Source organism: Actinocorallia herbida, from assembly GCF_003751225.1.
GTDB lineage: Bacteria > Actinomycetota > Actinomycetes > Streptosporangiales > Streptosporangiaceae > Actinocorallia > Actinocorallia herbida.
The window spans coordinates 3867419-3888968 of record NZ_RJKE01000001.1 but is presented as its reverse complement, the minus strand read 5'-3'; the positions used below and the strand labels follow the sequence as shown (position 1 = coordinate 3888968).

Annotated in this window: 23 protein-coding genes and 1 pseudogene; 8 read left to right on the top strand and 16 right to left on the bottom strand. The window is 73.2% G+C overall.

The annotated features are described in order from the left end of the window. Window positions 1-89: 89 nt before the first annotated feature. The 4 genes from EDD29_RS18065 to EDD29_RS18050 all read right to left on the bottom strand — a co-directional run bounded on the left by EDD29_RS18065 (window position 90) and on the right by EDD29_RS18050 (window position 2895). Window positions 90-746, bottom strand: coding sequence for an SRPBCC family protein (locus EDD29_RS18065; RefSeq protein WP_211359774.1), 657 nt, complete (start codon window positions 744-746; stop codon window positions 90-92). Window positions 747-866: 120 nt separating this feature from the next. Then, window positions 867-1604, bottom strand: coding sequence for an SDR family NAD(P)-dependent oxidoreductase (locus EDD29_RS18060; protein ID WP_123665531.1), 738 nt, complete (start codon window positions 1602-1604; stop codon window positions 867-869). A gap of 152 nt (window positions 1605-1756) precedes the next feature. Further along, window positions 1757-2104 carry a cupin domain-containing protein gene (locus tag EDD29_RS18055; RefSeq protein WP_123665530.1) on the bottom strand — a complete coding sequence of 116 codons (348 nt, stop codon included), beginning with the start codon at window positions 2102-2104 and terminating at the stop codon, window positions 1757-1759. Continuing rightward, window positions 2101-2895 (bottom strand): methyltransferase domain-containing protein, encoded by a 795-nt coding sequence (locus tag EDD29_RS18050; protein ID WP_123665529.1) that lies wholly within the window; start codon window positions 2893-2895, stop codon window positions 2101-2103. Before EDD29_RS18050 ends, EDD29_RS18055 begins: the two co-directional genes overlap by 4 nt. Window positions 2896-2966: 71 nt before the next feature. On the opposite strand from EDD29_RS18050, the gene EDD29_RS18045 reads away from it, so the two are divergent. Together EDD29_RS18045 and EDD29_RS18040 are read left to right on the top strand one after the other, a co-directional pair. Beyond that, window positions 2967-3623 (top strand): helix-turn-helix domain-containing protein, encoded by a 657-nt coding sequence (locus tag EDD29_RS18045; protein WP_123665528.1) that lies wholly within the window; start codon window positions 2967-2969, stop codon window positions 3621-3623. A gap of 418 nt (window positions 3624-4041) precedes the next feature. Then, the gene (locus EDD29_RS18040) at window positions 4042-4470 is read left to right on the top strand and encodes a hypothetical protein (protein ID WP_148085999.1); all 429 of its coding nucleotides are present in this window, start codon (window positions 4042-4044) and stop codon (window positions 4468-4470) included. Between the two features lie 30 nt (window positions 4471-4500). Here the strand turns inward: EDD29_RS18040 and EDD29_RS18035 are convergent, their stop codons facing one another. Beyond that, a complete protein-coding gene (locus tag EDD29_RS18035; RefSeq protein WP_123665526.1) occupies window positions 4501-6303 on the bottom strand; it encodes an ABC transporter ATP-binding protein in 1803 nt (600 codons plus the stop codon). Then, the gene (locus EDD29_RS18030; protein ID WP_123665525.1) at window positions 6300-7973 is read right to left on the bottom strand and encodes an ABC transporter transmembrane domain-containing protein; all 1674 of its coding nucleotides are present in this window, start codon (window positions 7971-7973) and stop codon (window positions 6300-6302) included. Before EDD29_RS18030 ends, EDD29_RS18035 begins: the two co-directional genes overlap by 4 nt. A 353-nt stretch (window positions 7974-8326) precedes the next feature. Here EDD29_RS18030 and EDD29_RS18025 point away from each other — a divergent pair, with 353 nt between their 5' ends. After that, the gene (locus EDD29_RS18025) at window positions 8327-8530 is read left to right on the top strand and encodes a hypothetical protein (protein WP_123665524.1); all 204 of its coding nucleotides are present in this window, start codon (window positions 8327-8329) and stop codon (window positions 8528-8530) included. Between the two features lie 12 nt (window positions 8531-8542). Then, complete coding sequence (locus EDD29_RS18020; protein ID WP_148085998.1) at window positions 8543-9250, top strand: molybdopterin-binding protein; 708 nt, start codon at window positions 8543-8545, stop codon at window positions 9248-9250. 4 nt (window positions 9251-9254) lie between these two features. Here the strand turns inward: EDD29_RS18020 and EDD29_RS18015 are convergent, their stop codons facing one another. Next, the gene (locus tag EDD29_RS18015) at window positions 9255-9722 is read right to left on the bottom strand and encodes a hypothetical protein (protein ID WP_123665522.1); all 468 of its coding nucleotides are present in this window, start codon (window positions 9720-9722) and stop codon (window positions 9255-9257) included. 174 nt (window positions 9723-9896) lie between these two features. On the opposite strand from EDD29_RS18015, the pseudogene EDD29_RS48110 reads away from it, so the two are divergent. After that, window positions 9897-10436 (top strand): annotated as a pseudogene (locus EDD29_RS48110) (aldehyde dehydrogenase family protein); the annotation flags it as partial. An 86-nt stretch (window positions 10437-10522) separates the two neighbouring features. Here EDD29_RS48110 and EDD29_RS46960 read toward each other — a convergent pair. The 3 genes from EDD29_RS46960 to EDD29_RS17995 form a co-directional block, all read right to left on the bottom strand. Continuing rightward, window positions 10523-11869, bottom strand: a complete 1347-nt coding sequence (locus tag EDD29_RS46960; RefSeq protein ID WP_123665521.1) for an NAD-dependent succinate-semialdehyde dehydrogenase — start codon at window positions 11867-11869, stop codon at window positions 10523-10525. Window positions 11870-12077: 208 nt separating this feature from the next. Next, a complete protein-coding gene (locus tag EDD29_RS18000) occupies window positions 12078-12986 on the bottom strand; it encodes an alpha/beta fold hydrolase (protein ID WP_123665520.1) in 909 nt (302 codons plus the stop codon). Beyond that, entirely contained in the window at window positions 12983-13897 is a 915-nt protein-coding gene (locus EDD29_RS17995; RefSeq protein ID WP_123670546.1) for an alpha/beta fold hydrolase, read from the bottom strand. Before EDD29_RS17995 ends, EDD29_RS18000 begins: the two co-directional genes overlap by 4 nt. Window positions 13898-14006: 109 nt before the next feature. Between EDD29_RS17995 and EDD29_RS17990 the strand changes: the two genes are divergently transcribed. Continuing rightward, window positions 14007-14600, top strand: coding sequence for a TetR/AcrR family transcriptional regulator (locus EDD29_RS17990; RefSeq protein ID WP_123665519.1), 594 nt, complete (start codon window positions 14007-14009; stop codon window positions 14598-14600). Between the two features lie 118 nt (window positions 14601-14718). Continuing rightward, the gene (locus tag EDD29_RS17985) at window positions 14719-14931 is read left to right on the top strand and encodes a hypothetical protein (RefSeq protein ID WP_123665518.1); all 213 of its coding nucleotides are present in this window, start codon (window positions 14719-14721) and stop codon (window positions 14929-14931) included. A 58-nt stretch (window positions 14932-14989) separates the two neighbouring features. Here the strand turns inward: EDD29_RS17985 and EDD29_RS17980 are convergent, their stop codons facing one another. Beyond that, window positions 14990-15388, bottom strand: coding sequence for a RidA family protein (locus EDD29_RS17980; protein ID WP_123665517.1), 399 nt, complete (start codon window positions 15386-15388; stop codon window positions 14990-14992). 132 nt (window positions 15389-15520) lie between these two features. After that, the gene (locus EDD29_RS17975) at window positions 15521-16987 is read right to left on the bottom strand and encodes an FAD-dependent monooxygenase (protein ID WP_123665516.1); all 1467 of its coding nucleotides are present in this window, start codon (window positions 16985-16987) and stop codon (window positions 15521-15523) included. A 67-nt stretch (window positions 16988-17054) separates the two neighbouring features. Here EDD29_RS17975 and EDD29_RS17970 point away from each other — a divergent pair, with 67 nt between their 5' ends. Further along, window positions 17055-17681, top strand: coding sequence for a TetR/AcrR family transcriptional regulator C-terminal domain-containing protein (locus EDD29_RS17970; protein ID WP_170201452.1), 627 nt, complete (start codon window positions 17055-17057; stop codon window positions 17679-17681). A 288-nt stretch (window positions 17682-17969) separates the two neighbouring features. Here the strand turns inward: EDD29_RS17970 and EDD29_RS17965 are convergent, their stop codons facing one another. The 4 genes from EDD29_RS17965 to EDD29_RS17950 all read right to left on the bottom strand — a co-directional run bounded on the left by EDD29_RS17965 (window position 17970) and on the right by EDD29_RS17950 (window position 21517). After that, on the bottom strand, window positions 17970-18755 hold the full coding sequence (locus EDD29_RS17965; RefSeq protein WP_148085997.1) for a hypothetical protein: 786 nt from the start codon (window positions 18753-18755) through the stop codon (window positions 17970-17972). 281 nt (window positions 18756-19036) lie between these two features. Further along, window positions 19037-19531 (bottom strand): DUF4396 domain-containing protein, encoded by a 495-nt coding sequence (locus EDD29_RS17960; protein WP_123665513.1) that lies wholly within the window; start codon window positions 19529-19531, stop codon window positions 19037-19039. Between the two features lie 210 nt (window positions 19532-19741). Continuing rightward, window positions 19742-20623: a bile acid:sodium symporter family protein gene (locus EDD29_RS17955; protein ID WP_123665512.1), complete on the bottom strand. Its 882-nt coding sequence runs from the start codon at window positions 20621-20623 to the stop codon at window positions 19742-19744. A gap of 153 nt (window positions 20624-20776) precedes the next feature. Then, complete coding sequence (locus EDD29_RS17950; RefSeq protein WP_123670545.1) at window positions 20777-21517, bottom strand: helix-turn-helix domain-containing protein; 741 nt, start codon at window positions 21515-21517, stop codon at window positions 20777-20779. Window positions 21518-21550 lie beyond the last annotated feature (33 nt).

Below are 21550 nucleotides of genomic sequence, written 5' to 3'. Positions count from 1 at the left end.
AGGCCCCCGCGCGCCTCCGCGCCGACCGGCCGTCGACTAAGACCGGACGGCCCCGGCGAACGTGACGACTTCTGGAAAAAAATCTTCCTTCAGGCCTCGGCCCGCGCCCGGATCCCCAGCAGCATCCGCCGCATCATCGGGTAGTCGGCGAACTCCATCAGCAGCACCGTCACCGGTGTCAGCGGCCGCCGCCACTCGTACAGGGTGTGCATCCGGGTGACCAACCGGGTCCGCCCGTCGCTCAGCGGGGTCAGCCGCCAGGCCCAGGTGCGGTTCGGGGCACGCCACAGCAGCCAGGACGGCTCCGCGAAGCCGTCGACGACGACCGCCGCCCGCTCGGCGGGGTGCGGGAACATCGGCAGGCGCCGGCCGACCCGGAGATCCTGGAGCTCCGGCACGATCTCCCTGGCGCTGGGCCTGGCGAGGTTGTCCAGGAGGTCGTCGGCGTACCAGCCGCCCCGCCCCAGCCCGACCTGGACCAGCCACGGCCAGACCCGCTCCGGCGGCGCGGCGACCGTGATCGCGCGGGTGCTGCGGTACTGGGCGTGCGGCAGCAGCCGGTCGCCGGGCATCGCCGCGGCGGCCTCCGCCCGGGTGGCGCCCCAGGTCAGATGACGGCGCCGCAGCAGCGGCGCGGCGACGAAGCGGTGCAGATCGTCCAGGACGTCGCCGGCCTGACCGGCGAGATCGGCGAGACCCGCGCGCGGGGGCGTCCACGCGGACGCCGGGGCCTCGGGCACGGCCACGAGGCGAGGATCAGGGCCGGGAACGGGCCGGGGGTCTTCCATCGAGGACGCACCGCCTTCGGTCGTCGGATCTGGGAGGAAGGCGGGGCCGCGCGAACCCCTGCGCGCGGCCCCGCCGGGTCAGCGGGTCTGGTCGGTCGGCCGGATGAGGATCTCGTTGACCGCGACGTGGTCCGGCTGGGTGAGCGCGTACACGACGGCGTTGGCGATGTCCTCGGGCTGAAGGGTGCGCATCGAGGCGCCGATGCTCTGCGCGGCGGCCTGCATCGTCGGGTGCGTGATGTGGTCGGCGAGTTCGGTGGCGACGAAGCCCGGCTCGACGACCACGACGCGCACGCCCTGGTCGGTGACCTCCTGCCGCAGCGCCTCTGCGAAGGCGGTGATCCCGAACTTGGTCGCGGCGTAGACGCCGTTCCCGGCCGAGGCGATCCGGCCGGAGGTCGAGGAGACCTGCACGACGGAGCCCCTGCTCGCCAGCAGCTGCGGCAGCGCCGCGTGCACGGTGTACATCGACCCGAGCAGGTTGGTCTCGACCATGCGGGTCCATTCGGTGGTGTCCGCGCCCCCGATCGGGCCGCTGAGCATCACCCCGGCGTTGTTCACCAGGACGTCGAGCCCGCCGAAGCGCTCGACGGTCCGCGCGACGGCGTCGCGCACCGACCGCTGGTCGGTCACGTCGAGTTCGACGGCGCACAGCTCGCCGGGCGCCTTGCGCACCAGCGCCTCGAGCCGGTCGGCGCGCCGGGCCCCGACCGCGACCCTGGCCCCCTCGGCGGCGAGCGCCAGCGCGGTCGCCTCGCCGATCCCCGACGACGCCCCCGTGACGAGGACGACCTTGCCCTCCAGCGTGGTGCTCATCCGCGTCCCTTCCCTCGTTCGGCACGGGCGGGCGGCACGGCGACCGCCACCGGCCGCGCCTTCATGCCAGGGCCGCCCGATCGCCGCCCGCCCGTCATCTAAGACCGGACAGGACCCGGTCTTGTGACCGCCGGGCGGAGATCGCCGTGCGGCTAGGCCGGGTCGGGCGGCACGTTGCGGTGCACGGTGAGGTGGACCACGGCGTCGGTGTGCGCGGCCAGCCGGTGCGGCACGCCGCCACCGAGGTGGACGACGGTGCCGGGTGCCAGTTCGTACTGCTCGATCCCGGATCCGTCGATGACGTCCAGGGCGAGCGACCCGGAGACGCAGCTGATCAGGATCGGGCCGGGCGCGCGGTGCTCGTCGAGGATCTGGCCCGCCCGGAAGCAGAGGCGGACGAGGGTCAGCCCGTCGCCGCCCAGCTGACGCCGGATGTGCGGGACCGCCCCGTCGCGCGGCTGCCAGGCGGTGGTCTCGGTGGCTACGCTTCCGGTGCTCATGAGGTCGGCTTCCTGGCGATGACGGCGATGGCGGCGAGCGCGTCCTGATGGGCGCGGAAGGTGGCGCGCATGGCGAGCACGCGCTGCCGGGCGGGTTCGTCGCGCAGGACGTTGCGGAGGATCCGGGCGGTGCCGCGCGGTCCTTCGTCGGCGAGCACCCTCCGGGGCTGGAGCAGCGCCATGGGCGCGAGGTGGACGCTCTCGATCTCGAATCCGGCGGCGGCGAGCAGCTCCGTCCACTCGGTGCGGGTCAGGGGCCGGGCGTTGACCTTGATCGAGCGGGCCAGCGCGCGGCGGATGTCGGTCTTGACCTCGGTGGCGATGTCGTCGGGGCGCAGCGCCATCTCGTGCACGGCGTAGCGGCCGCCCGGCCGCAGCACCCGGAACGCCTCGGCGATGATCTCGGCCTTGTGCGGGTCGGTCTGCATGGTGAGCATCGCCTCGCCGACGACCACGTCGGCGGAGCCGGAGGCCAGGCCGGTCGCCGCGGCCCCGCCCGTCGTGACGGTCCCGGCGGCGCCGACGACCTCGGCGGCGTACGCGGCGGCGACGGCATCGGCCTCGACGCCGCGGTATCCGGCGGGGCGGTGTTCCAGGATGGCGAGGGCGGTCTTGCCGAGCCCCGGCGCGAGTTCGACCACGTCGGCGTCGCGCAGGCGGGCGGCCGTCAGCATCCGCTCGGTGAGCTCGCGGCCGCCCGGCCGCAGGACGCGTTTGCCGAGGCGGGCGAGCAGCCAGCGTCCCGGCAGATTCGCCGAATCGCGCTGATCGAAGGGCAGAGGTGTGGTCACGGCTTCTTCCTGTTCGTTCGGCCGGGAGCGCGGCGCTCGTAGAATCGGGGGACGGAGGGGAGAGGATCGGGATGGCCACCACGCAGCGGCAGCGGGACAAGGTGTTCGCACTGGTCCGCGACTCCCTGGAGCCGCTGGACGCGCCGGTCGTCGCACGGACGCTGGGCATCCACCTCACCACCGCGCGGTTCCACCTCAATTCGCTGATCGAGGCGGGCCTGGTCGAAGGCGTCCTGCTTCCCTCGGAGACGGTGGGCCGCCCGCGCAAGGGCTATGTGGCCGTCGGCTCCGATCCCACGGCGCCGGTGATGGCCGCGCTGCTCGCCCAGCTCGGCGACACCGCCGAGGCGCGGCGCGCGAAGGCCACCGCGGCGGGCCGGATCTGGGCGGACACCCTGATCGGCCCCGGAGCCGACGCGCCGGACCTGCCGGACCCGGTCACCGTCGTCACCACGACGCTGACGCGGCTCGGCTTCCAGGTGTCGTCGACCATGTCGGCGTTCGGCACCCACGAGATCCGGATGTGCGACTGCCCGCTGCGCCGGATCGCGCGCGACGCGCCGGAGATCGTCATCGGCGTCCAGCAGGGCATGATCGAGCGAGTACTGGAGCGGTACTCCCCCGCCCTCGCCTCGCAGTACGGCGTCGAGGTGCGGCCCGACGCCGAGAACGGCGACTGCGGCGTCACCCTGCGGCTGGTCGGCCGGACCTCGCCGACCGCGCGCTGAACGTCCCACGTCCACCTGTCTCATCACCTCGGCTCTTCAGGTCCTGCAGCAAATTCATTTAAATGAGTTCGTGTCCGATCCGCTTGGAGGCCCAAGATACCTCCCTAGCCAGGCTTTCTGCGTGCCGCAGGCAGTGATCTACGGATCATCCAAAGGTCTAATAAGAGGAGAATGCCCAGTCTCGCCGTCGCCCGGCGAACGGCACCGCCGCCCGAACCTCCGCAGGCCGGCGCCTTCTCGGCACCCGGCCACGCCCGTCCGGACGGACGCGGTTTCGGACCGAATGCCGTAGATAACCTGGCATATGCCAGCCCAACAGCGTGGATCATCGGGTAGATGCGGGATATCGTGGGGCCGTGCGGCGCGGTCTCGGATCCGTGCGGCCACCGTGCGGTTCCCCACCCAACGAAGGATGGTCATGCGCTGCGTCGACGGTCAGGACGGGAGTGAACTCGGCCGCGTCGTCGGTTCCGGTCCCGGCCGGGCCGAGCTCCGGCTCAGCACGGGAGAGGCCCTGACCGTCGGGCAGGCCGAGCCCGGCCAGGGCATCCTCGTCCACCGCGCGGGCGCGCGGATCGGCGAGCTCACCCCGCGCCCGCCGACGCTGTCCGGCCAGACCTTCACCGCGGACGTCGGCCCGCACGGCACGTGGACCGTCGCCGCGAGCGCCTTCGGCGTCCGCTTCCAGATCACCGCGGGGGAGCGTCGGCTCGCCACCGCGCGGCACCCCCCGCTCAGCCGGACGCTGACGCTCGACCACACGGGTGCGGCCGATCCCGCGCTGCTGCTCGCCGTGGTCCTGGCGGCCCGCGTCCACCGGCCGAGGGACAGCGCCTTCACCACGTGAGGGGAGCCGAAGCACCACCGCCCCGGGGTGTCAGCCTCCGGCGACCTCCGGCGCACCGGACCACGCGGACCAGAGGGCGGCGTAGCGGCCTTCGCGGGTGAGGAGGTCGGCGTGGGTGCCGGACTCGACGATCGCGCCCCGGTCCATGACGACGATGGCGTCGCAGTCGCGGGCCTGGGTCAGGCGGTGCGCCACGACCACGGCGGTGCGGCCGCGGACGAGCGCGGCGGCGGCGCGTTCCAGGTCGCGCGCGCCGGAGCTGCCGGCCTCCGCGGTCGCCTCGTCGAGCACGACCACGGCGGGGTCGCGCAGCAGGAGCCGGGCCAGCGCGAGCTGCTGCACCTGGGCCGCGGTGAGCGGGTGCTCGCCCTCGCCGACACGGGTGTCGAGCCCGTCGGGCAGCGTGCCGACCCAGCCTGCCGCGCCTACCGCGGTGAGCGCCTGGAGGATCGCCTCGTCCGACCGGTCCGGCGCGGCGAACGTGACGTCCTCGCGCAGCGTCCCGGTGAAGACGTGGGTCTCCTGGGAGACGATGCCGATCCAGTCGCGCAGCCGGTCCGGGTCGAGGTCCGAGACCGCGACGTCGCCTTCGGCGTCGGTGAGCGTCACGGTGCCCTCCGTCGCGGGGAAGGCCCCGCCGAGGATCCCGGCCAGGGTGGTCTTGCCCGCGCCGCTGGCGCCGACGATGGCCAGCGACGTCCCGGCCGGGACGCGCAGATCGACGGCCCGGACGACCGACGTCCGCCCGTCGTAGGCGTGGCCCACGCCCGCGCACGACAAGGTGACGGCCGCGCCCGGCGCGCGCGCGACCTTCGCGGCCGGAATCGGGATCATCGCCACGCCGACGACCCGGGCCAGCGCCGCCCCGGCCCGCTGGACGTCGTCGAAGGACAGCAGCAGCGTGCCCAGCGGGGAGAACAGCCGGTGGAACAGCAGGGCCGCGGCCGTCACGTCGCCGACGCTGACGGCGTCGGCCCGCACGAGGAAGAACCCGGCGGTCAGCAGCGTGCTCAGCCCGACCGCCTCGGCTCCGTTCATGCCCATGCTGAACCGGAAGAACAGCCGGAGCGAGGTGAGCGCGGCGTCCACCGAGTGCGCCGACGCCTGTGCCACCCGCGCGGTCTGAAGCGGGTGCATCCGGTAGGCGCGGACGGTGCCCGCCCCGTGCAGCGAACCGAGCAGCACCCGCGACCGCTCCGCCGACGACCGCCGCTCGGCCGCGTACAGCGGCCCCGACTTCGCCAGGTACCACCGGAGGCTCAACGCGTGGATCGGGAAGACCACGGTGAACGCCAGGGCGAGCCGCCAGTCCAGGGACAGGAAGCCGAAGAACGCGACCCCGACCGTCACCAGGGCGGTGAAGACCGCGGCGCCCAGCGGCACGGACTCCACGAACTGCTCGACGTCGTCGGTGACCCGCGACGCCACGTCGCCGGCCCCTGCCTTCTCCAGCACCCCGGCGTCCATCCGGAGCGCCTGCGTCAGGGTGTCCTCGCGCAGGTCGGCCGCGATCCGGGCCCCCAGCCTTTCGGCGGCGCGCTGGGCGAGCGCGGTGAACACCGCGGTGCACAGGACGGCGACGCCGAGCGCGGCGAGGAGCCGGACCAGGGCCGCGGTCCCGGCGCCCGCGCGGTCGACGAGCAGGCCCAGCAGCAGCGGGCTCGTGACGACCCCGGCGCTGGACAGTACCGTGAAGCCCAGCGCCGCCGCGGCCTCGCCGCGATGCCGGAGCGCGGTGCGCAGCAGCACGCGCCAGGTCTGGCCGGGAGCCGCGACGGGCAGGATGTCCTTGTTCTCCGGAAGGTCGGCGACCCGGGGAGCGGGGACCGTCATCGGATGACCACCTTGGCGTAGTCCGGCCTGGTCAGGAGCGCGGCGTGGGTGCCGGTCCGCGCGCGGCCGTCGGCGTCGAGGAAGACGACGCGGTCGCAGCGGCTCAGCAGGGGCGGCGAGGCGGTGACGACGACGGAGGCGCGCGCCGCGCCGGAGTGCAGCTCGCGCAGGGCCTCGGCGACGAGGTCCTCGGTCACCGCGTCGACCGCGGTGAGGGGGTCGTGCAGCACCAGGACGGCCGGGGCCGCGAGCAGCGCGCGGGCCAGCGCGAGGCGCTGGCGCTGGCCGCCGGAGAGGTTCGTGCCGTGGTCCTGGAGCGGGGCGTCCAGGCCGGTCGCGGTGAGGATGTCCGCCGCGCCCGCGGTGGTGAGCGCTGCGATCTTCCGCGCGGCCGACGCCGGCTCCAGCGCGGTGTCCAGCGCCTCGCCGAGGGTGCCGCCGAGCAGGTGGACGGCGTGCGGTTCGACGTGCAGGACGAGTCTTCGCTCGTCGGGCCCGAGCTCCGCCAGCGGGGTCCCGCCCCAGGTCACGCTGCCGGACTCGGGCGACCGCGTGCCGTCGAGCAGGCCGACGAGCGCGGCCGCCGTCTCCGGGGTGGCCGCGGCGACGCCGATCAGCTCACCGGGCCCGACCTCCAGATCGAGGCCGTGGACCGGCGCCGCGACGACGCCGCGCAGGCTCAGCCGTCCCTGCGCCGCCTCCCCCGGGCGCGCGGACGGCACGTCGAACTCGGCCCACAGCGCGGCGAGCCGCCGGGCGCTCGCCCGCGAGACCGCGAGCTGCTTGATCGCCTCGGAGACGCCGCGGACCGGGTCGGCGAGGAAGGACGCCATCGCGACGACCACCACGAGTTCCCCGAGGGAGATCCGGCCGGAGGCGGCGAAGGCGACACCGATCCCCGCCGCGCCCACGAGCACGATCCCGGTGGCCAGCAGCCCCGATCCGACGACGACCGCGTGGGCCGAGGCGGCGTCGCGCGCCGCGGCGAGCGAGGCGCGGTTCTCGCCCCGGTAGCGGCGGATCGCCTCCGGCACGCCGCCGAAACCGCGCAGCGGCCGCAGCGCCCGGACGAGCTCGGCGGCGACCGCGGCGGCCCGGCCGCCCGCCTCCTGACGGCCGTGGACCCTGCTCTCCAGCCAGGGGGCGAGCCGGTCGAGGCCGAGGACGAGCACGGGCAGCACGAGGATCAGCCCGAGCCCGAGCACCAGGTCGATCCGCAGCAGCACGACGGCGGACACGACGAGCCCGGCCCCGGCCGACACGATCCAGGTGACGATCCGGACGACCTCGCCGGTCGCCGTCGCGTCGGACGTCGCCGCGGAAAGGATGTCGCCCGCCCTGCGGCTTCGATCTCCGCGCGCGTCGCCGAGGATCCGCCGGACGGTCTCCACCCGCAGGTGGTGCGCCTCGCGCAGGGACGCCGCGTCGACCGTCCAGTAACCGACCGCGCCGCCGGTGGCCAGGAAGCAGAACAGCACGAGGACGCCGATGACCGCGTAGAGCATGCGCTCGGGATCCCCGCCGGACACCGCGGTGTCGATGGCGAGGCCGATGGCGACCGGCACCAGGGCCTCGCACGTCTGGTGCACGATCGTCGCCACCCCGCCGATCGCCGCGGACCTGGCCCGTCGCGTCAGCACCTGGCGGATCAGCGCGCCTTCGGCGCTCACGGTGCGCCGCCCGTAGTCACCGCGGACGGAGGTCGTAGTTCGGGGGCGGGCCGGGGCGGAGCACTCAAGCGGATCTCGACTTCTGGGAGGTCACGGGCGTCGGGCATGCCTCGACGACCCGGTGCGCCGCACACGCTCATCACCCGGCCGTGGGCGCCGGACCACGATAGCGCCCTCACCGGAGCGGACTCCAACTGGTTTTCCAGACCCGCCGTGAGTCATCGCATCTACAAGTTTATTGGCACATCTAGGCTTGCATTTGAGATGAACTAGGCCAAATATGAGTAGTAGATGCTGGTTGGCTATGGTCGAGGGCTGCCCGGTCGCCTGTCGCGAAGGTGTGGTCCTGAGTCATGAGCGCGGTCAACGCGATCTGCCATGGCGGGCCGTTCCACGGGGCGCTGGTTCGGGTGGACCAGGACGTGGGGATCGTCGCCGTGGCGGATCCGGGCGGTGCCGACGGCGTCGAGGCCGGGTACCGCATTACCCGGGATCGGGTGTGGCATCCGTCGAGCGCCGTTCCGTTCGTCGTGCTCACCTGGGCCGAGGAGCGGTGAGAGGTGGCCGCCTTGGCCGATGACAGGCTGACCGGTCCCGCCCTTCCCGACGGCAAGCACATCCGACGGGCCGGGGAGGACGCCCCCGCAGGGCGGAGCCTCGCTCCCGCGGGCACTCCGGCGGCCCCGGCCGTCCTGGGCCTGGCCGCGTCCTGCGGGTACGACGACCTGCTGGTCCACCGGGCGCCGACGGTCCGGGCGGTCGTCACCGGCGACGAGCTCGTGCACCACGGGCCGCCTTCGGCGGGCCGGGTCCGCGACGTCGTCGTGGTCACCGGATCGACCTCGGTCGGCGCCACCGACGGGCTCCGGCGGCTGCTCGCCGAACGCGACGCGCACTGGATCGTCGACGCCGTCGCCTGCCGACCCGGCCACCCCCAGCTGCTCGCCCGGCCGCCCGGCGGCCCCTACGTCGTCGGCCTGCCCGGCAACCCCTTCGCCGCGCCGGCCGCCGCGCACACGATCCTCGGCCCGCTCCTCGCCGGGCTCTCCGGCCGCCCGCTCGGCGCGCTCCCCTACGCGTCGCTGCTCGCCCCCGTGCCGGTGCCCGCGGGCCGCACCCGCATCGTCCCCGTCGCCTGGGACGGCCCCGGCGTGCGCCCGCTCGGCGGCGACCGCCCCGCGTTCCTCAACGGCGCGGCGCTCTGCGACGCCCTTGCCGCGATCCCGCCCGGCGCCGAGACCGGCGCCATGGTGCCCCTGCTCCCGCTGCGCGGCTGAGCGGTCAGCCCGTCGGATCCGAGAAGACCCGCAGATCGGTGACCCCGCTCAGGTTGCGAGCGCCGTAGACGTCAGCGGGCATCGCGAGCTGCGGTCCCTCCTCATCCAGGGCGACCCCGTCCCGCGCGACGCCGAGCAGCACCGGCTGATTGGCGAACTCCGGATCGATCTCCGCCCACGACAGCACCACCCGGTGCCCGTCACCGCCGCGCAGCGAGATGAGGAACCGCAGCCGGCTCTTGCGCTCTCCCGGCACGAACAGCGGCCCGGCCAGCGACACGACCTCCAGCAGCAGCGGCCCGCGGAACGAGTGCCGCCGCAGCCCCGTCTTGCGGCAGAGGAAGGACACCTCCCGCTCATGCTGCGGCAGCGACCGCAGATCCGCCATCGTCAGGCCGCGCGGCGCCGAGACCTCACCTCCGAGGCAGACGACCTCCGCGACGGCCTCCGCCGTCTCGATCCCCGTCGCCATCCCGCACCTCCACGAGACACGGCCACCCCTACGGCCTTCCCTCCCCCACCCTAGATCGACCCTCCGCAGAAGCAAGGGACAGAGCGACAAATACTTAGCAGAATCAATGATGATAATCCGATCATCATCGCTTCTGCGATGCACGAGCCGGGCCCTTGATCGCCACCATGGCCGATGTCGGAGTGTCCGCCGAGCGAGAACCTGATCCTCTATATCGCCCTACGCCACTACCGAGGCGCTCGGGACCGGTGGGCACAGCGGAGGCCGGGCATGAGCGTGCAGTCGGTGTTGAACGACATTGAGAAGCGGCCGGGGAGCGGTGCGGTGATTCCGGTCATCGACCCCGCGACCGAGGAACAGATCACCGAGTTCACCGACGGCGGTGCCGAGGCCGTCAACGAGGCGGTGGCCAGGGCGCGGGCGTCCTTCGAGTCAGGCGTATGGAGCGGTCTGCCGGGCCGCGAGCGCGCCAAGGTGCTGTGGCCCTTCTCCTCGACCGGCTCCGCACCGAGGCGATGGGCGTCTTCGTGCACTCCGGCCAGGGCTGCGTCTGCGGATCTCACCAACGTCGATCCCGCCGTGCGGCTCTACCAGGAGGACACCATCACGCTGAACTGCCGGCTCGTCCACGACCACGCCCTCCCCTTCGGCGGCTACAAGCAGTCCGGCTGGGGCCGCGGGTTCGGCCGCGACGGGATCGAGGCGTACATGGAGACGAAGACGGTCTACGCCCGGCTCTGCCCGGAGGACCCGTCCGCGCGGGGGACGCCGCGTCCGCGGGCGGACGGGATCCGGTGCGGTCAGGGCTTGACGGTGCGGATGAGCTTCTTGTTGAGGAACTCCTCGATGCCCGAGTTGCCCAGTTCACGGCCGAAGCCGGAGCGCTTGACGCCGCCGAAGGGGAGCTCTGCGCTTTCCGCGCCGACGCCGTTGACGAAGACCATGCCCGCGTCGATGTGGTCGGCGACGCGGCGGGCCTGGTCGGGGTCGGTGGTGAACAGGTAGGAGCCCAGGCCGTACGGGGTGTCGTTCGCGATGTCGACGGCTTCGGCCTCGTCGGCGGCGCGGAAGACCATGGCGACGGGGCCGAAGAGTTCCTGGTGGGCCACGGCGTGGTCGGTGGTGAGGCCGGTGAGGACTCCGGCAGGGAAGTAGGCGCCCTGCCGCTCTCCCGCGGTGTGGTGGACCGCGCCCTCGGCCACGGCCGCGTCGACCTGGCGGGCGAGGGTGTCGGCGGCGGCCTGGGACGACAGGGGCGCGGCGGGCGAACTGGCGAGGAGCCGTTCGGTGAACTTGGTGACGAACTCGTCGTAGAGGTCCTCGACGACGATGAACCGCTTGGCGGCGTTGCAGGACTGGCCGGTGTTGTCCAGCCGTGCCGAGACCGCCTTGTCGACCGTGTCGTCGAGGTCCGCGCTGGACAGGACGATGAACGGGTCGGAGCCGCCGAGTTCGAGGACCACCTTCTTCAGGTGGCGTCCGGCGATCTCCGCGACCGCCGCGCCGGCCCGCTCGGAGCCGGTCAGCGAGACGCCCTGCACGCGCGGGTCGGCGATCATGCCGGCGATCTGCTCGTTGGTGGCGTAGATGTTGACGTAGGCGCCCTCGGGGAAACCCGCGTCGTGGAAGATCTGCTCCAGCGCGGCGGCCGAGGCCGGGCACTGCGGCGCGTGCTTGAGCACGATCGTGTTGCCCGCCACGAGGTTGGGCGCGGCGAACCTGGCCACCTGGTAGGCCGGGAAGTTCCACGGCATGATGCCGAGCAGCACGCCCACCGGACGCCGCCGGACGACCGCGCTCCCCTCGCCGACCTTGATCGGCTCGTCCGCGAGGAGGCTCTCCGCGTTGTCGGCGTAGAAGGTGTAGATGTCGACGCAGAAGTCGATCTCGCCTTCGGCGTCCTCCAGCGGCTTGCCCATCTCCCGCGTGATCGTCGCGGCGAGGTCGGCGCGGCGCTCCGTGTGCAGCGCGGCGACCCGCCGCAGCAGCGCCGCCCGCTCGGCGACGGTGCCGCGCCTCCCCCACGCGACGGCCCCCTGCGCCGCGGCGAGCGCCCGCTCGACGTCGGCGTCCGTGGCGGTCGGGTAGGTCGCGACCACCTCTCCGGTGGCGGGATCGGTGACGGCGTAGCCGGGCTGCTCGGTCAAGGCGACGTTCCTTCTGCTAGGTCCCGCCGGGCCGACGCCGGGCGAGCGCGGTTCAGGCGAGCGGCCTCGGTTCCGCTCGTTTCGTTCGTCGCCGAAACGGGCTCCCCTCGACCCCCACCCCAGCCCGAGAGTACGCAAAGCGTTCCCGTCCGCACCACCTCCTCGGGCTCCGCCCCTGCACCGCGATGCCGGGGCGGAGCCGTCGGGCTCACCGACCGGGGCGCCCCGTCCGTCCCGAGGCAGCCGCGGCGCCGAAGAAGGACAGCGCGCGTTCGGTGACGCGGGCGGGGGCCTCGGTGGCGGGGAAGTGGCCGACGTGTTCGATCAGCTCCACGCGCAGGTCGTCCGCCTGCCCGGCGAATCCCGACATCATCGCCGGCGGCAGGAGCGGATCCCGGTCGCCGGACAGGACGAGGGTGGGCACGGTCAGCCGGGACCCGCGGTACCGGCCTGCCAGGAGCAGGGGGATCTCCCGTACCAGGAGGTTCCGGTAGTAGCGGACCGTGGCGTCTACGCGTGCCGGTTCCCGGAACCGGGCGAGGAAGACCTCGCGGTCCGCGGGGGTCATGGCGGCGGCGCGGTAGGTCCAGTGCCGCAGCGCCCACCTCGGGATCGCCGACGCCGCCAGGCGCGGGCCGAGCCACGGAAGGGCGTTCGCGACGACGTGCCAGAGCCGGGCGCCGGACAGGAGCACGCGCGGCGTGGGGCGCAGGAACGGGTTGGCGGTGTTGAGCGCGAGGTAGCCGGTGACGCGGTCGGGATGCCGGAGCGCGATCAGGTACCCGGCCAGCCCTCCCCAGTCGTGTCCGATCAGGCCGAAGCGGTGCACGCCGAGACGATCGAGCAGGCCCATCACATCGTCGGCCATCACCGAGGCCCGGTAGCCGTCGCGCGGCGCGTCGGTCCACCCCAGACCGCGCAGATCCGGACAGATCACCCGGTGGTGCTCGGCGAGCGGACCGATGAGGTGCCGCCACTGCCACCAGTTCTGCGGCCAGCCGTGCAGCAGGACCAGCGGATCGCCGATGCCCGCGAGCGCCACATGGGTCCGCAGGCCACCGACGTCGACGAACCGGTGCTCGACGCCCGGCGCCGCGGGCGGCTCCCGGCCGGTCATCGCGCCGGCGTCTCGACGACGGGGTTATCGACGACGGGGTTATCGCCGACGAACGCGGCGATCGACGCGGCGAGCGCTTCGGGGGCGTCCTCGGCCGAGAAGGTGCGCGCGCCGGGGATCCACGTGAGCGTCGCGTCGGGGAAGTCGGCCGCCAGGCGTTCCGCGTGCCCGGCGGGGAAGAAGACGTCGTCCGCCGACCAGGCGATGAGCACAGGCCGGGTGAATCCGCCGAAGCGGCGAGCCGCCTCCAGCGTGTGCCGCCGGTCCACGCCGCGCAGCACCCGGCGCAGGTCGGCGCGGACGTCGCGGCCGACGCAGGCGGGCAGGACATAGGTGTCGCTCACCTTCCGCGGCACGGTCCGCCTGCTCAGCCGCCCGAAGGCGATCGGCAGCCTGCGCAGGGCGGGCAGCCGCAGCGCGGTGAGCAACGCCGCGAGCCCGCCGGGGACCGCCGCGACGGGCTTGAGATAGCCGAACGCCTTCGGCGGGAAGTTGTCGTAGGCGTCGCACGAGGTGAGGACCAGCCGGGCCACCAGGTCGGGACGGCTGACGGCGACGAGCTGGCAGACCGCGCCCCCGGTGTCGTTGCCCACCAGGGTCACCGGTCCGCGGTCGAGCGCCTCGAGGGCGGCGACGACCAGGGCGGCCAGACCGGGCGGGGTGAGGTCGGCGTCCGGGACGGACCCGGCGTGCGCGCCGAACGGCAGGTCGAGGGTGAGGCAGCGGAACCGGTCGGCGAGCCCCGGCACCACGAGCCGCCAGAGGTTGGCGTTGACCAGCAGGCCGTGGACGAACACGATCGGCTCCCCCGATCCGGTCTCGGACACCGCCACGGTGCCCGTCGGCAGGGTGAGCTCCCGGCGGGCGCCGAGGGCGGGGTCACGCCACCAGGCTCGCGCTTCGGTGGTCATGTCGCGCATGGTCGCTCCCGTGGGTCGGCGAGAATACCTATGGCCGAGACGATAACAAACAGGCTGCCTGTTTTATAGGGCGGCCTGTGTTCAGTGACGGGATCCACCGATGAGCAGGCAGGCCGAGAAGTCCGAGGCGACCCGGGCGAACCTGGTCGCCGCAGCGCGCGCGCTCTTCGCCGAGCACGGGTACGCGGCGGTCGGCACCACGGAGATCGTCGACCGCGCGGGCAGCTCCCGCGGCGCGATGTACCACCACTTCAAGGACAAGAAGGAACTGTTCCGCGCCGTGCACGAGCAGATCCAGCAGGAGCTGATCGAGCGGGTGACCCTCGCGCTCGCCGAAGCCGATCCCGCCGATCCCCTCGCCGCCCTGGAGGCGGGACTGCGCACCTTCCTGCTGGTCTGCCTGGAGCAGGACAAGGCCAGAATCGGCCTCATCGAGGCGCCCGCCGTCCTCGGCTGGCGCGAGTGGCGCGACATCGACGAGAAGTACGCCCTGGGCCTGGTGACCGCCGGTGTGGAGGCCGGCGTCGCCGCGGGCGCCCTCCGCGCCGACCTCCCCGTCCACTCCCTCGCCCACCTGATCCTCGCCGCCCTCGGCGAAGCGGGCCTCCTCATCGCCGGCTCCCCCGACCCCGAATCCGCCCGCACCGAAGCCGAACACGCGATCCTCACCCTCCTCAACGGCCTCCGCCCCTGAGCCCCTCCGACCCCGCCGAGCACTCCCGCTCCCCATCCGCCCGCACCGGGTTCCCGATGGCCTGTGCCCGCGCCCCCGATCGTCCTGAGCGAACGCGGGCTCTCCCAGCGGATTCGCGATGACCTGCGACCGCGCACACGCCGACCGGGCGGTCCCGCCGGTCGCCCAACGGAACGCCCGCAGATCCTGCACGGCTCGCGACACCGACGAGATCCCGGTGCGGGCCCCGGTCCCGCTCCTGCACGGCAGGCTCGGGGACGGCGAGATCGTCCCGGCTCAGGACTTGGAGGAGCGGGCGGCCGACGGAGACGTCGGGAGCCACGACGCCTAGGCGGCGCCGGGACGGCGTGCGGGGAGCGGGCGGGAGGGGTACCGCCCGCTCGGTGGGGTCAGCGGGAGATCGCGGCGATGATGTCGACTTCGATGAGGAAGCCGGGGGCGAACAGGGCGGTGACGCCGAGGAAGGTGCTGGCGGGCGGGGGTTGGGTTCCGTCGCGGAGCGCGGCGAGGATCGGCTGGAGCAGTTCGGGGGTGTGGTCTACGACGTAGACGGTCTCCTTGACGATGTCGGCGCGGGTGGCTCCGACGGCGGCCAGCGCGGTGTCGACGTTCCGGGCGATCCGGGCGGCCTGTCCGACGTGGTCGCCGGGCGCGACGAGGGCGCCGCGCTCGTCCCAGGCGACCTGTCCCGACAGATGCACCAGCTTCCGGTCGGTGACGGTGACGACCTGGCTGATCAGGCCGGGCGCGGAGGCCAGGCCGGGCGGGTCGGCACGCTCGATGGTCATGGGACTTCCTTTCGGTCGAATGTGCGATTCCTGGACGTCGGCCGACCCGGCTCAGCGGGAGCCGGTTCGAGGTGATGGCCTCGGCGAACGGGCCGTGCGGAACGAAGGGATGGCGGGCCGTGGTCCTCCCGGTCAGTGGAGGGAGAGGTTCAGGGCGTCGGCGGCGACGGCCAGGCGGGCCGGTGATGCGTGGTCGGTGGCCCAGTCGACGTGGCCGTCGGGGCGGATGAGGGCGGCTTCTACGCCCGCCCAGGAGGCGGGTGCGCGGTCGGGGGCGGCGCTGTGGACGGCCAGGCGGGGGGTGCGGAGGCGGTCGAGATCGGCGGCGGACTCACCCGTCAGATCGAGGAGGAGGTGGGCGTCGGCGCGCAGCAGCGCGAACAGGCCGGTGCCGGGGACGGCGGTGTCCGGGGCCCGGGTGCCGGTGAGCGGGTGCGCGTCCGGGTCGGCCGGGGGGTAGGCGACGTCCAGCGCGCTTACCCTTGCGGCGAGCTGGTCGTTCACCGCGGGCAGGCCGGTGATCATCCCGCTGAGCAGGGCGCGCAGGCTGAGGCCCTCGGGGGTGAAGGCCGTCATGAGCGCGACCTGGGCGCGGCTGCCCTCGGTGAGGGCGGCGCCGACGGGGTGGCGTTCGACGTGGTAGGTGTCCAGGAGCCCTTCCGGTGCCCCGCGCAGGGTCGCAGCGAGCTTCCACCCGAGGTTCGCCGCGTCCTGGATGCCCACGTTCATCCCGACTCCTCCGGCCGGGAAGTGCTGGTGGGCGGCGTCCCCGGCGAGGAGGACCCGGCCCTTGCGGTAGGTCTCGGCCAGCCTGGTCGCGTTGCCGTACCGCGACAGCCAGACGGGATCGCGCATGCCGAAGTCGTCCCCGGCCAGGGAGACGGTCTTCGCGCGCAGCTCGTCAAGGGTGAGGTCGCCGGGCCAGGCGGTGGTGACGTCGTCGGGGGTAATGCCGACGAGGCGGTGCAGGCCGCCGGGCATCGGCACGGCCATGAGGGTGCCGCGGCCGCCGAAGTGGCTGTATCCGGGTGCGGGCGGCCGGTCCAGGACCACGTCGCCGAGCCAGCCGAGGACGGTGGAGGGCGTGCCCCGGTACTCGATGCCCGCCGCCTGGCGGACGGTGCTGCGCGCGCCGTCGCAGCCGACGACGTAGGCGGCCTCGAGGTCGAGTGCGCCTTCCGGCCCGTCGACGTGGACGGTGACCGAGCCGGGGTGCTCGGTGAGCCCGGTGACGCGGTGGCCGCGCAGAACACGGGCCCCGACGGCACGGGCGTGCGCCTCCAGGAGTTCCTCGGTCCGGGCCTGGGGCAGCGCGAGCGTGTAGGGGAAGGGGCTGTCCAGCCCGCGGAAGTCGAGCCTGCCCTCCAGCACGCCGAAGTGCCCGCCGGGCAGCGGCACGCCTTCGGCGACGAACGGCCCGTGCGCGCCGCGGGAGGCCAGGACCTCCAGGGTGCGCGGGTGGACGGTGAGCGCGCGCGAACGCTCGTCCCGCTCGGCGCGCTCCTCGACCACGACCGCGCGCACCCCGCCCAGCTCCAGCTCGGCGGCGAGCCACAGCCCGACGGGTCCTCCCCCGACGACCACCACCTGATCACTCATGACGTGTCCTTCCAGCTCGCAACTCTTGGTCACTGACCAATGAATGGCCATACCGTACACTAGGTCAGTGACCAAGAAGCAAGCGGAGACCGGAAGGCTCGACACCGAGGCCGTCGTCCGGTCCGCCCTGGAAGTCCTGGAGGACCGGGGCCTGGAGGGCCTCTCGACCAGGGCCGTCGCCGACCGGCTCGGGGTGCGGATGAACACCGTCCTGTGGCACGTCAAGACCAAGACCCGGCTGCTGGAACTCATGGCCGACGCCGTCACCGGCGAGGTCTCCCTCGACGCGCTGCCCGACACCCCGCATGACCGCGCCCGGACCCTTGTCCGCCGGTTCCGCGCCGCCCTCCTCACCCACCGCGACGGCGCCGCCCTGGTCGTCGGCACCTACCCTGCCGACCCCCGCACCCTCCGCTTCGCCGATGCGCTGGTCTCAGCCCTGCTGGACTCCGGTCTCCCCGACCGGGCCGCCGCCTGGACCGCCTGGACCCTCCTCTACTTCACCCTCGGCCTCACCCAGGAGGAACAAGCCGCCCCGCCACCCGGCGGATCCCGCCTCGTCTCCGCCGTCCACCCCACCGACCACCCGGCCCTGACCCGCGTCCTCCCCCACCTCGACGCCACCTCCTTCCCCGACCGCTTCGAGTTCGGCATGGCCGCGATCCTCCTCCAACGCCACCCCACACCCCCCTGACCTCATCCCGCCGGGCCCTCCCCCGCGCCAGGGTGCGGGCCCGCCGCGGCGGGCCCCCGCTTCCCCGCGGTCGGCCCGCACCCTCATGACCAGGATGTTCGCATCAGGGGCATGCACCCGGCATCACACGAAGAAGTGAGATCAGCGCGCCACGCATCCCACCGCGTCACCGCGGGGGTCCAGACAGGCCCAGGTTCACCTCCCGGATTCGGCGAACTTCGCACGGCCGTCGCCCACCCCGTCGAGGTCCTGCGGGAGGGCGACGCCGCTGCGGTTCGAACGTGAGCGTCAGGGGCGGCCGCCGAGGAGGGGGCCGAGGCGGACGACGGTGAGCTCGATCTGGTCCTGGCCCTCCTCCCAGTGGGCGAGGACCGTACTGCCCCGGTCCGTCAGCAGGGAGCCGATGACGGCGTCGGCGCCCAGACACATCAGGCCGAGGTCGCCGTCGGCGCAGAAGTGGGACACGTGCGCGGCGAGTGCCGGATCATCGATTCCGGCGAGCAGGCCGGCCCATTCCTCGTCGGGCTCGGTGTCCTCGAGCGGCGGCAGCAGCATGCCGTCCGGGCCTCGGCCCAGGCGCAGCGCGACGCGCATCGCGTCGAAGAGCGTGCCGTCCGAGACGAGCCGCGGGTGGCAGACGTACCAAGAATCCCGCAGTCCGGGCGCGCGGAGGTCGATCCCGTGCCCGTCCAGCAGCGGCGCGACGTCGGCGCCGCGCGCGAGCCCCGGCTCGAAGCACGCCGCCGCGAGGTCCGCCGCGAACACCTCGGGCAGCCCCTTGCCGACGAACTCGTAGACCGACCGGCTCGCGTCGAACTCCAGCAGCGGCCCGCCCTCATCGAAGATCTCGTAATCCCAAACGACGGGCTCCGCACCGCGCAGCGCCGCCGGCTTCACCCAGGCGTCGTCCCGCAGGTACCCGACCTCTGAAACGAAGTTCCCACCGAAGAAGGCCGCATGGACGGCGTCACCGTCGAACTCCGCCAGCGGCCTGCCCAGAAAGCCCGCGAAAACCCCGGCCAGCTCCGCTTCCCACCGACCGCCACCGCCACCCGGTCCACCCATCGACTCCATGCCGCGCATCGTAGGGATCCCGGCCCCCCACCGCAGACGTTCCCGACATCTCACCTAAAGCACCCACACCCACCCCGGCCTCGCCCACAAAGCACCGGACCGCCCAGCGGCGCACGCGGCAGCCCGGACGTCAGGGGCCGAAGCCCTCAGCAGCGCATGCGAGGGCGGCGCGTTCAGCGGTACGCGCCGGGGCGGACCACCGCTCCGCGGGTGGACGCGGTGCCGGTGGCCGCCCTCGGACCGGTCGTGATGCCGGGCCGAGGGCGGCGGGGGTGCGGCGGTCAGTGGTGGGCGTGGACGACGGCGTGTCCCTTGCCTCGGCCGATCATCCACTTGTTGACGGGGGTGGTGAGGACGAAGGCGATGACGAAGCCGCCCAGAAGGGTGGACCAGAACAGGGCGTCGGACAGGTGCGCGTCCATGGCGCCGGGCACCAGGAGGATGAAGCCGTTGTCGATGAGCTCCATCACCGTGATGGAGACCGTGTCCGCGGCGAGCGCGACCTTGACGGCGCTGGCGAAGCTCAGTCCGGCGCGCCGGACCGCGAACAGGGTGAACGAGTAGCCGAACACGAACGCCAGCGCGATCGCCAGGACCATGGTCGGCGCGTTGCCCCAGCCCAGGGCCGTGCCGATGGCCATGCCGAGGACTTCACCGATGAGGCAGCCCGTCAGGCAGTGCAGGGTGGCCTTCGCCGCGGTCCCCCACGACGCGCCGTGCCGCCCGCCCGCGTGGTCCGCCGCTCCCGCGCCGTGGTCGTGGCCGTGGTGCTCCATCTGACTTCTCCATCCTCGTGCCGAGTGATCGTGCACACCTCAGCACCATACCCCCAGGGGGTATTCCGGAGAGAACAAGATCCCCCGGACTTGCTTCTCTTTGACGGTTCGTGGCACCGAGTCCAACGCGCCCGCCGTGCCCGTGGGACCTACGCCGCGGTCATCCGGGGGCGGAGGTCGCAGAGGGGGAAGCCGCGCTGAGGCGTTCGGTCAGGTGAGGGCCGGTGGGGTGGCGGCCTTGGCGTGGGTGCGGGTGATCAGCACGCCGAAGGCCGTCGCCAGCACGTACATCATGATGGAGTAGACGGCGCTGGGGACGGCGACCTCGGTGTTGTCCAGCACGCTCAGCGCGATGGTCAGCGCGACCGTGGTGTTGTGCACGCCGACCTCCATGGAGCTGGCGATCGACTGGCCCTCGCTCAGCCGCATGACGCGCGCGCCGAAGTAGCCGAGCGTGAGGCTGAGCAGGCAGAACAACCCGGTGACGGCACCGACGTCCCGCACGTAGTCGCCGATGTTCTCGCGCTCGCCGAGCAGCGCGCCGACCGCGACCACCACGAGTACCACGATCGAGAACACGCGCACCGGCTTGTCGGCCCGTTCGGCGAACGACGCGGCCCGGCTCCGCACGACCATGCCCAGCACGACCGGCACGAGCACGATCGCGATGACCTGGAGGACCTTGCCGAACTGGAGGCCCAGTTCGCCCTCGGCCCCGAAATGGCCGATCGCGAAGTTGGTGATCAGCGGAATGGTCGCCGCCGCCAGCACCGAGTTGACCGCCGTGAGCGTGATGTTCAGTGCCACGTCCCCGCGGAACAGATGGCTGAACAGGCTCGCCGTCGTCCCGCCCGGCGATGCCGCGAGCAGCATGACCCCCACCGCGAGCAGCGGATCGAGATCGAACGCCGTCACCAGCCCGAACGCGATCACCGGCAGCACGAGGACCTGCAACCCGAGCGCCACCACCACGGCCCGCGGCGACGCCGCCACCCGCCGGAAATCCCGCACGGTCAACGAGAGCCCGAGCCCGAACATGATGATGGCGAGCGCGATGGGAAGCCCGATCGCGATCAGGGGGGAATCGTCCACAGCCGTCTTCACTTCCCTCACGGGTGGGGGGTGCCACCGTCGCGCAATGAAAACAGCCCCCACGACAGTGTGTCAACGGTCACATTCGCCGCGCAGCACCTCGGGAGGGCCGCCCGTGCCGTCGAGCGGGTAACCCGCTGGTGGCGTGCCGATCTAGGGCTCTCCGGTCTTGTCCGGGGCCGGTTCGGCTTTCACGTGCAGGACCGAGCGGGCCTGCTCCGCGGAGCGGTTGATGCTCTCGATGACGAAGTCGAGGAAGCGGGCGATGTTCTCCAGCCGGGTGGCGGCCGGGGTGCCGGGGCCGAGGACCCCGACGCCCTGCCGCGAGGTCTCGACGACCTGGGCGAGCGACCGGGAGCTGGCGACCGTCGCCTGGTACCAGACGTCCTCGTCGATGACATAACGCTCGCGACGGCGCTCGTCGCGTTCCCGGCGGGCGAGGCCCTGCCCCTCGAGGAAGGTGATCGCCTTGGAGATGGACGCCGGGCTGACCTGGAGGCGCTTGACGAGTTCGGCCGAGGTGAGACTGCCCGAGTCGGTGGTGTAGAGGCAGACCATCACCCGGGCCATCATCTTGGGCAGGCCGGAGGCCATGAAGACCGTGATGAGCGTCTCCTCGAACTCGGCCACCGCCGCGGCGTCGCGGCCATGGGCCTGCGGGACCTCCTCCCGCCCCTTGGGCGCGGCCTGCCTGCTCCGGTGGGTGCGGCGCTCGGTGGCGCGGTGGGCCAGGTCGGCGCGGTAGGCGGTGGGGCCGCCGTTGCGCATCACCTCACGCGTGATCGTCGACGTCGGACGGTCGACGCGCCTGGCGATCTCCGCGTAGGCGAGGCCGTCGGCCAGCCCGAGCGCGATCTGCTGGCGTTCCTGCTGGGTGAGCCTGCCTCCCGGCATCACGGCCTCCTTCATGTCTTCTCGAGGTCCTCA

What these genes read in the sequence shown, in the direction of transcription:
- EDD29_RS18035 (WP_123665526.1), bottom strand. Translation starts at nt 6,303, where the DNA reads ATGACGGTCCCCGCTCCCCGGGTCGCCGACCTTCCGGAGAACAAGGAC.
- EDD29_RS17950 (WP_123670545.1), bottom strand. Translation starts at nt 21,517, where the DNA reads ATGCCGGGAGGCAGGCTCACCCAGCAGGAACGCCAGCAGATCGCGCTC.
- EDD29_RS18045 (WP_123665528.1), top strand. Translation starts at nt 2,967, where the DNA reads ATGGCCACCACGCAGCGGCAGCGGGACAAGGTGTTCGCACTGGTCCGC.
- EDD29_RS18025 (WP_123665524.1), top strand. Translation starts at nt 8,327, where the DNA reads ATGAGCGCGGTCAACGCGATCTGCCATGGCGGGCCGTTCCACGGGGCG.
- EDD29_RS17960 (WP_123665513.1), bottom strand. Translation starts at nt 19,531, where the DNA reads ATGGAGCACCACGGCCACGACCACGGCGCGGGAGCGGCGGACCACGCG.
- EDD29_RS17995 (WP_123670546.1), bottom strand. Translation starts at nt 13,897, where the DNA reads ATGACCACCGAAGCGCGAGCCTGGTGGCGTGACCCCGCCCTCGGCGCC.
- EDD29_RS17965 (WP_148085997.1), bottom strand. Translation starts at nt 18,755, where the DNA reads ATGGAGTCGATGGGTGGACCGGGTGGCGGTGGCGGTCGGTGGGAAGCG.
- EDD29_RS18015 (WP_123665522.1), bottom strand. Translation starts at nt 9,722, where the DNA reads ATGGCGACGGGGATCGAGACGGCGGAGGCCGTCGCGGAGGTCGTCTGC.
- EDD29_RS17980 (WP_123665517.1), bottom strand. Translation starts at nt 15,388, where the DNA reads ATGACCATCGAGCGTGCCGACCCGCCCGGCCTGGCCTCCGCGCCCGGC.
- EDD29_RS18000 (WP_123665520.1), bottom strand. Translation starts at nt 12,986, where the DNA reads ATGACCGGCCGGGAGCCGCCCGCGGCGCCGGGCGTCGAGCACCGGTTC.
- EDD29_RS18055 (WP_123665530.1), bottom strand. Translation starts at nt 2,104, where the DNA reads ATGAGCACCGGAAGCGTAGCCACCGAGACCACCGCCTGGCAGCCGCGC.
- EDD29_RS18060 (WP_123665531.1), bottom strand. Translation starts at nt 1,604, where the DNA reads ATGAGCACCACGCTGGAGGGCAAGGTCGTCCTCGTCACGGGGGCGTCG.
- EDD29_RS17985 (WP_123665518.1), top strand. Translation starts at nt 14,719, where the DNA reads ATGACCTGCGACCGCGCACACGCCGACCGGGCGGTCCCGCCGGTCGCC.
- EDD29_RS18040 (WP_148085999.1), top strand. Translation starts at nt 4,042, where the DNA reads ATGCGCTGCGTCGACGGTCAGGACGGGAGTGAACTCGGCCGCGTCGTC.
- EDD29_RS17990 (WP_123665519.1), top strand. Translation starts at nt 14,007, where the DNA reads ATGAGCAGGCAGGCCGAGAAGTCCGAGGCGACCCGGGCGAACCTGGTC.
- EDD29_RS17975 (WP_123665516.1), bottom strand. Translation starts at nt 16,987, where the DNA reads ATGAGTGATCAGGTGGTGGTCGTCGGGGGAGGACCCGTCGGGCTGTGG.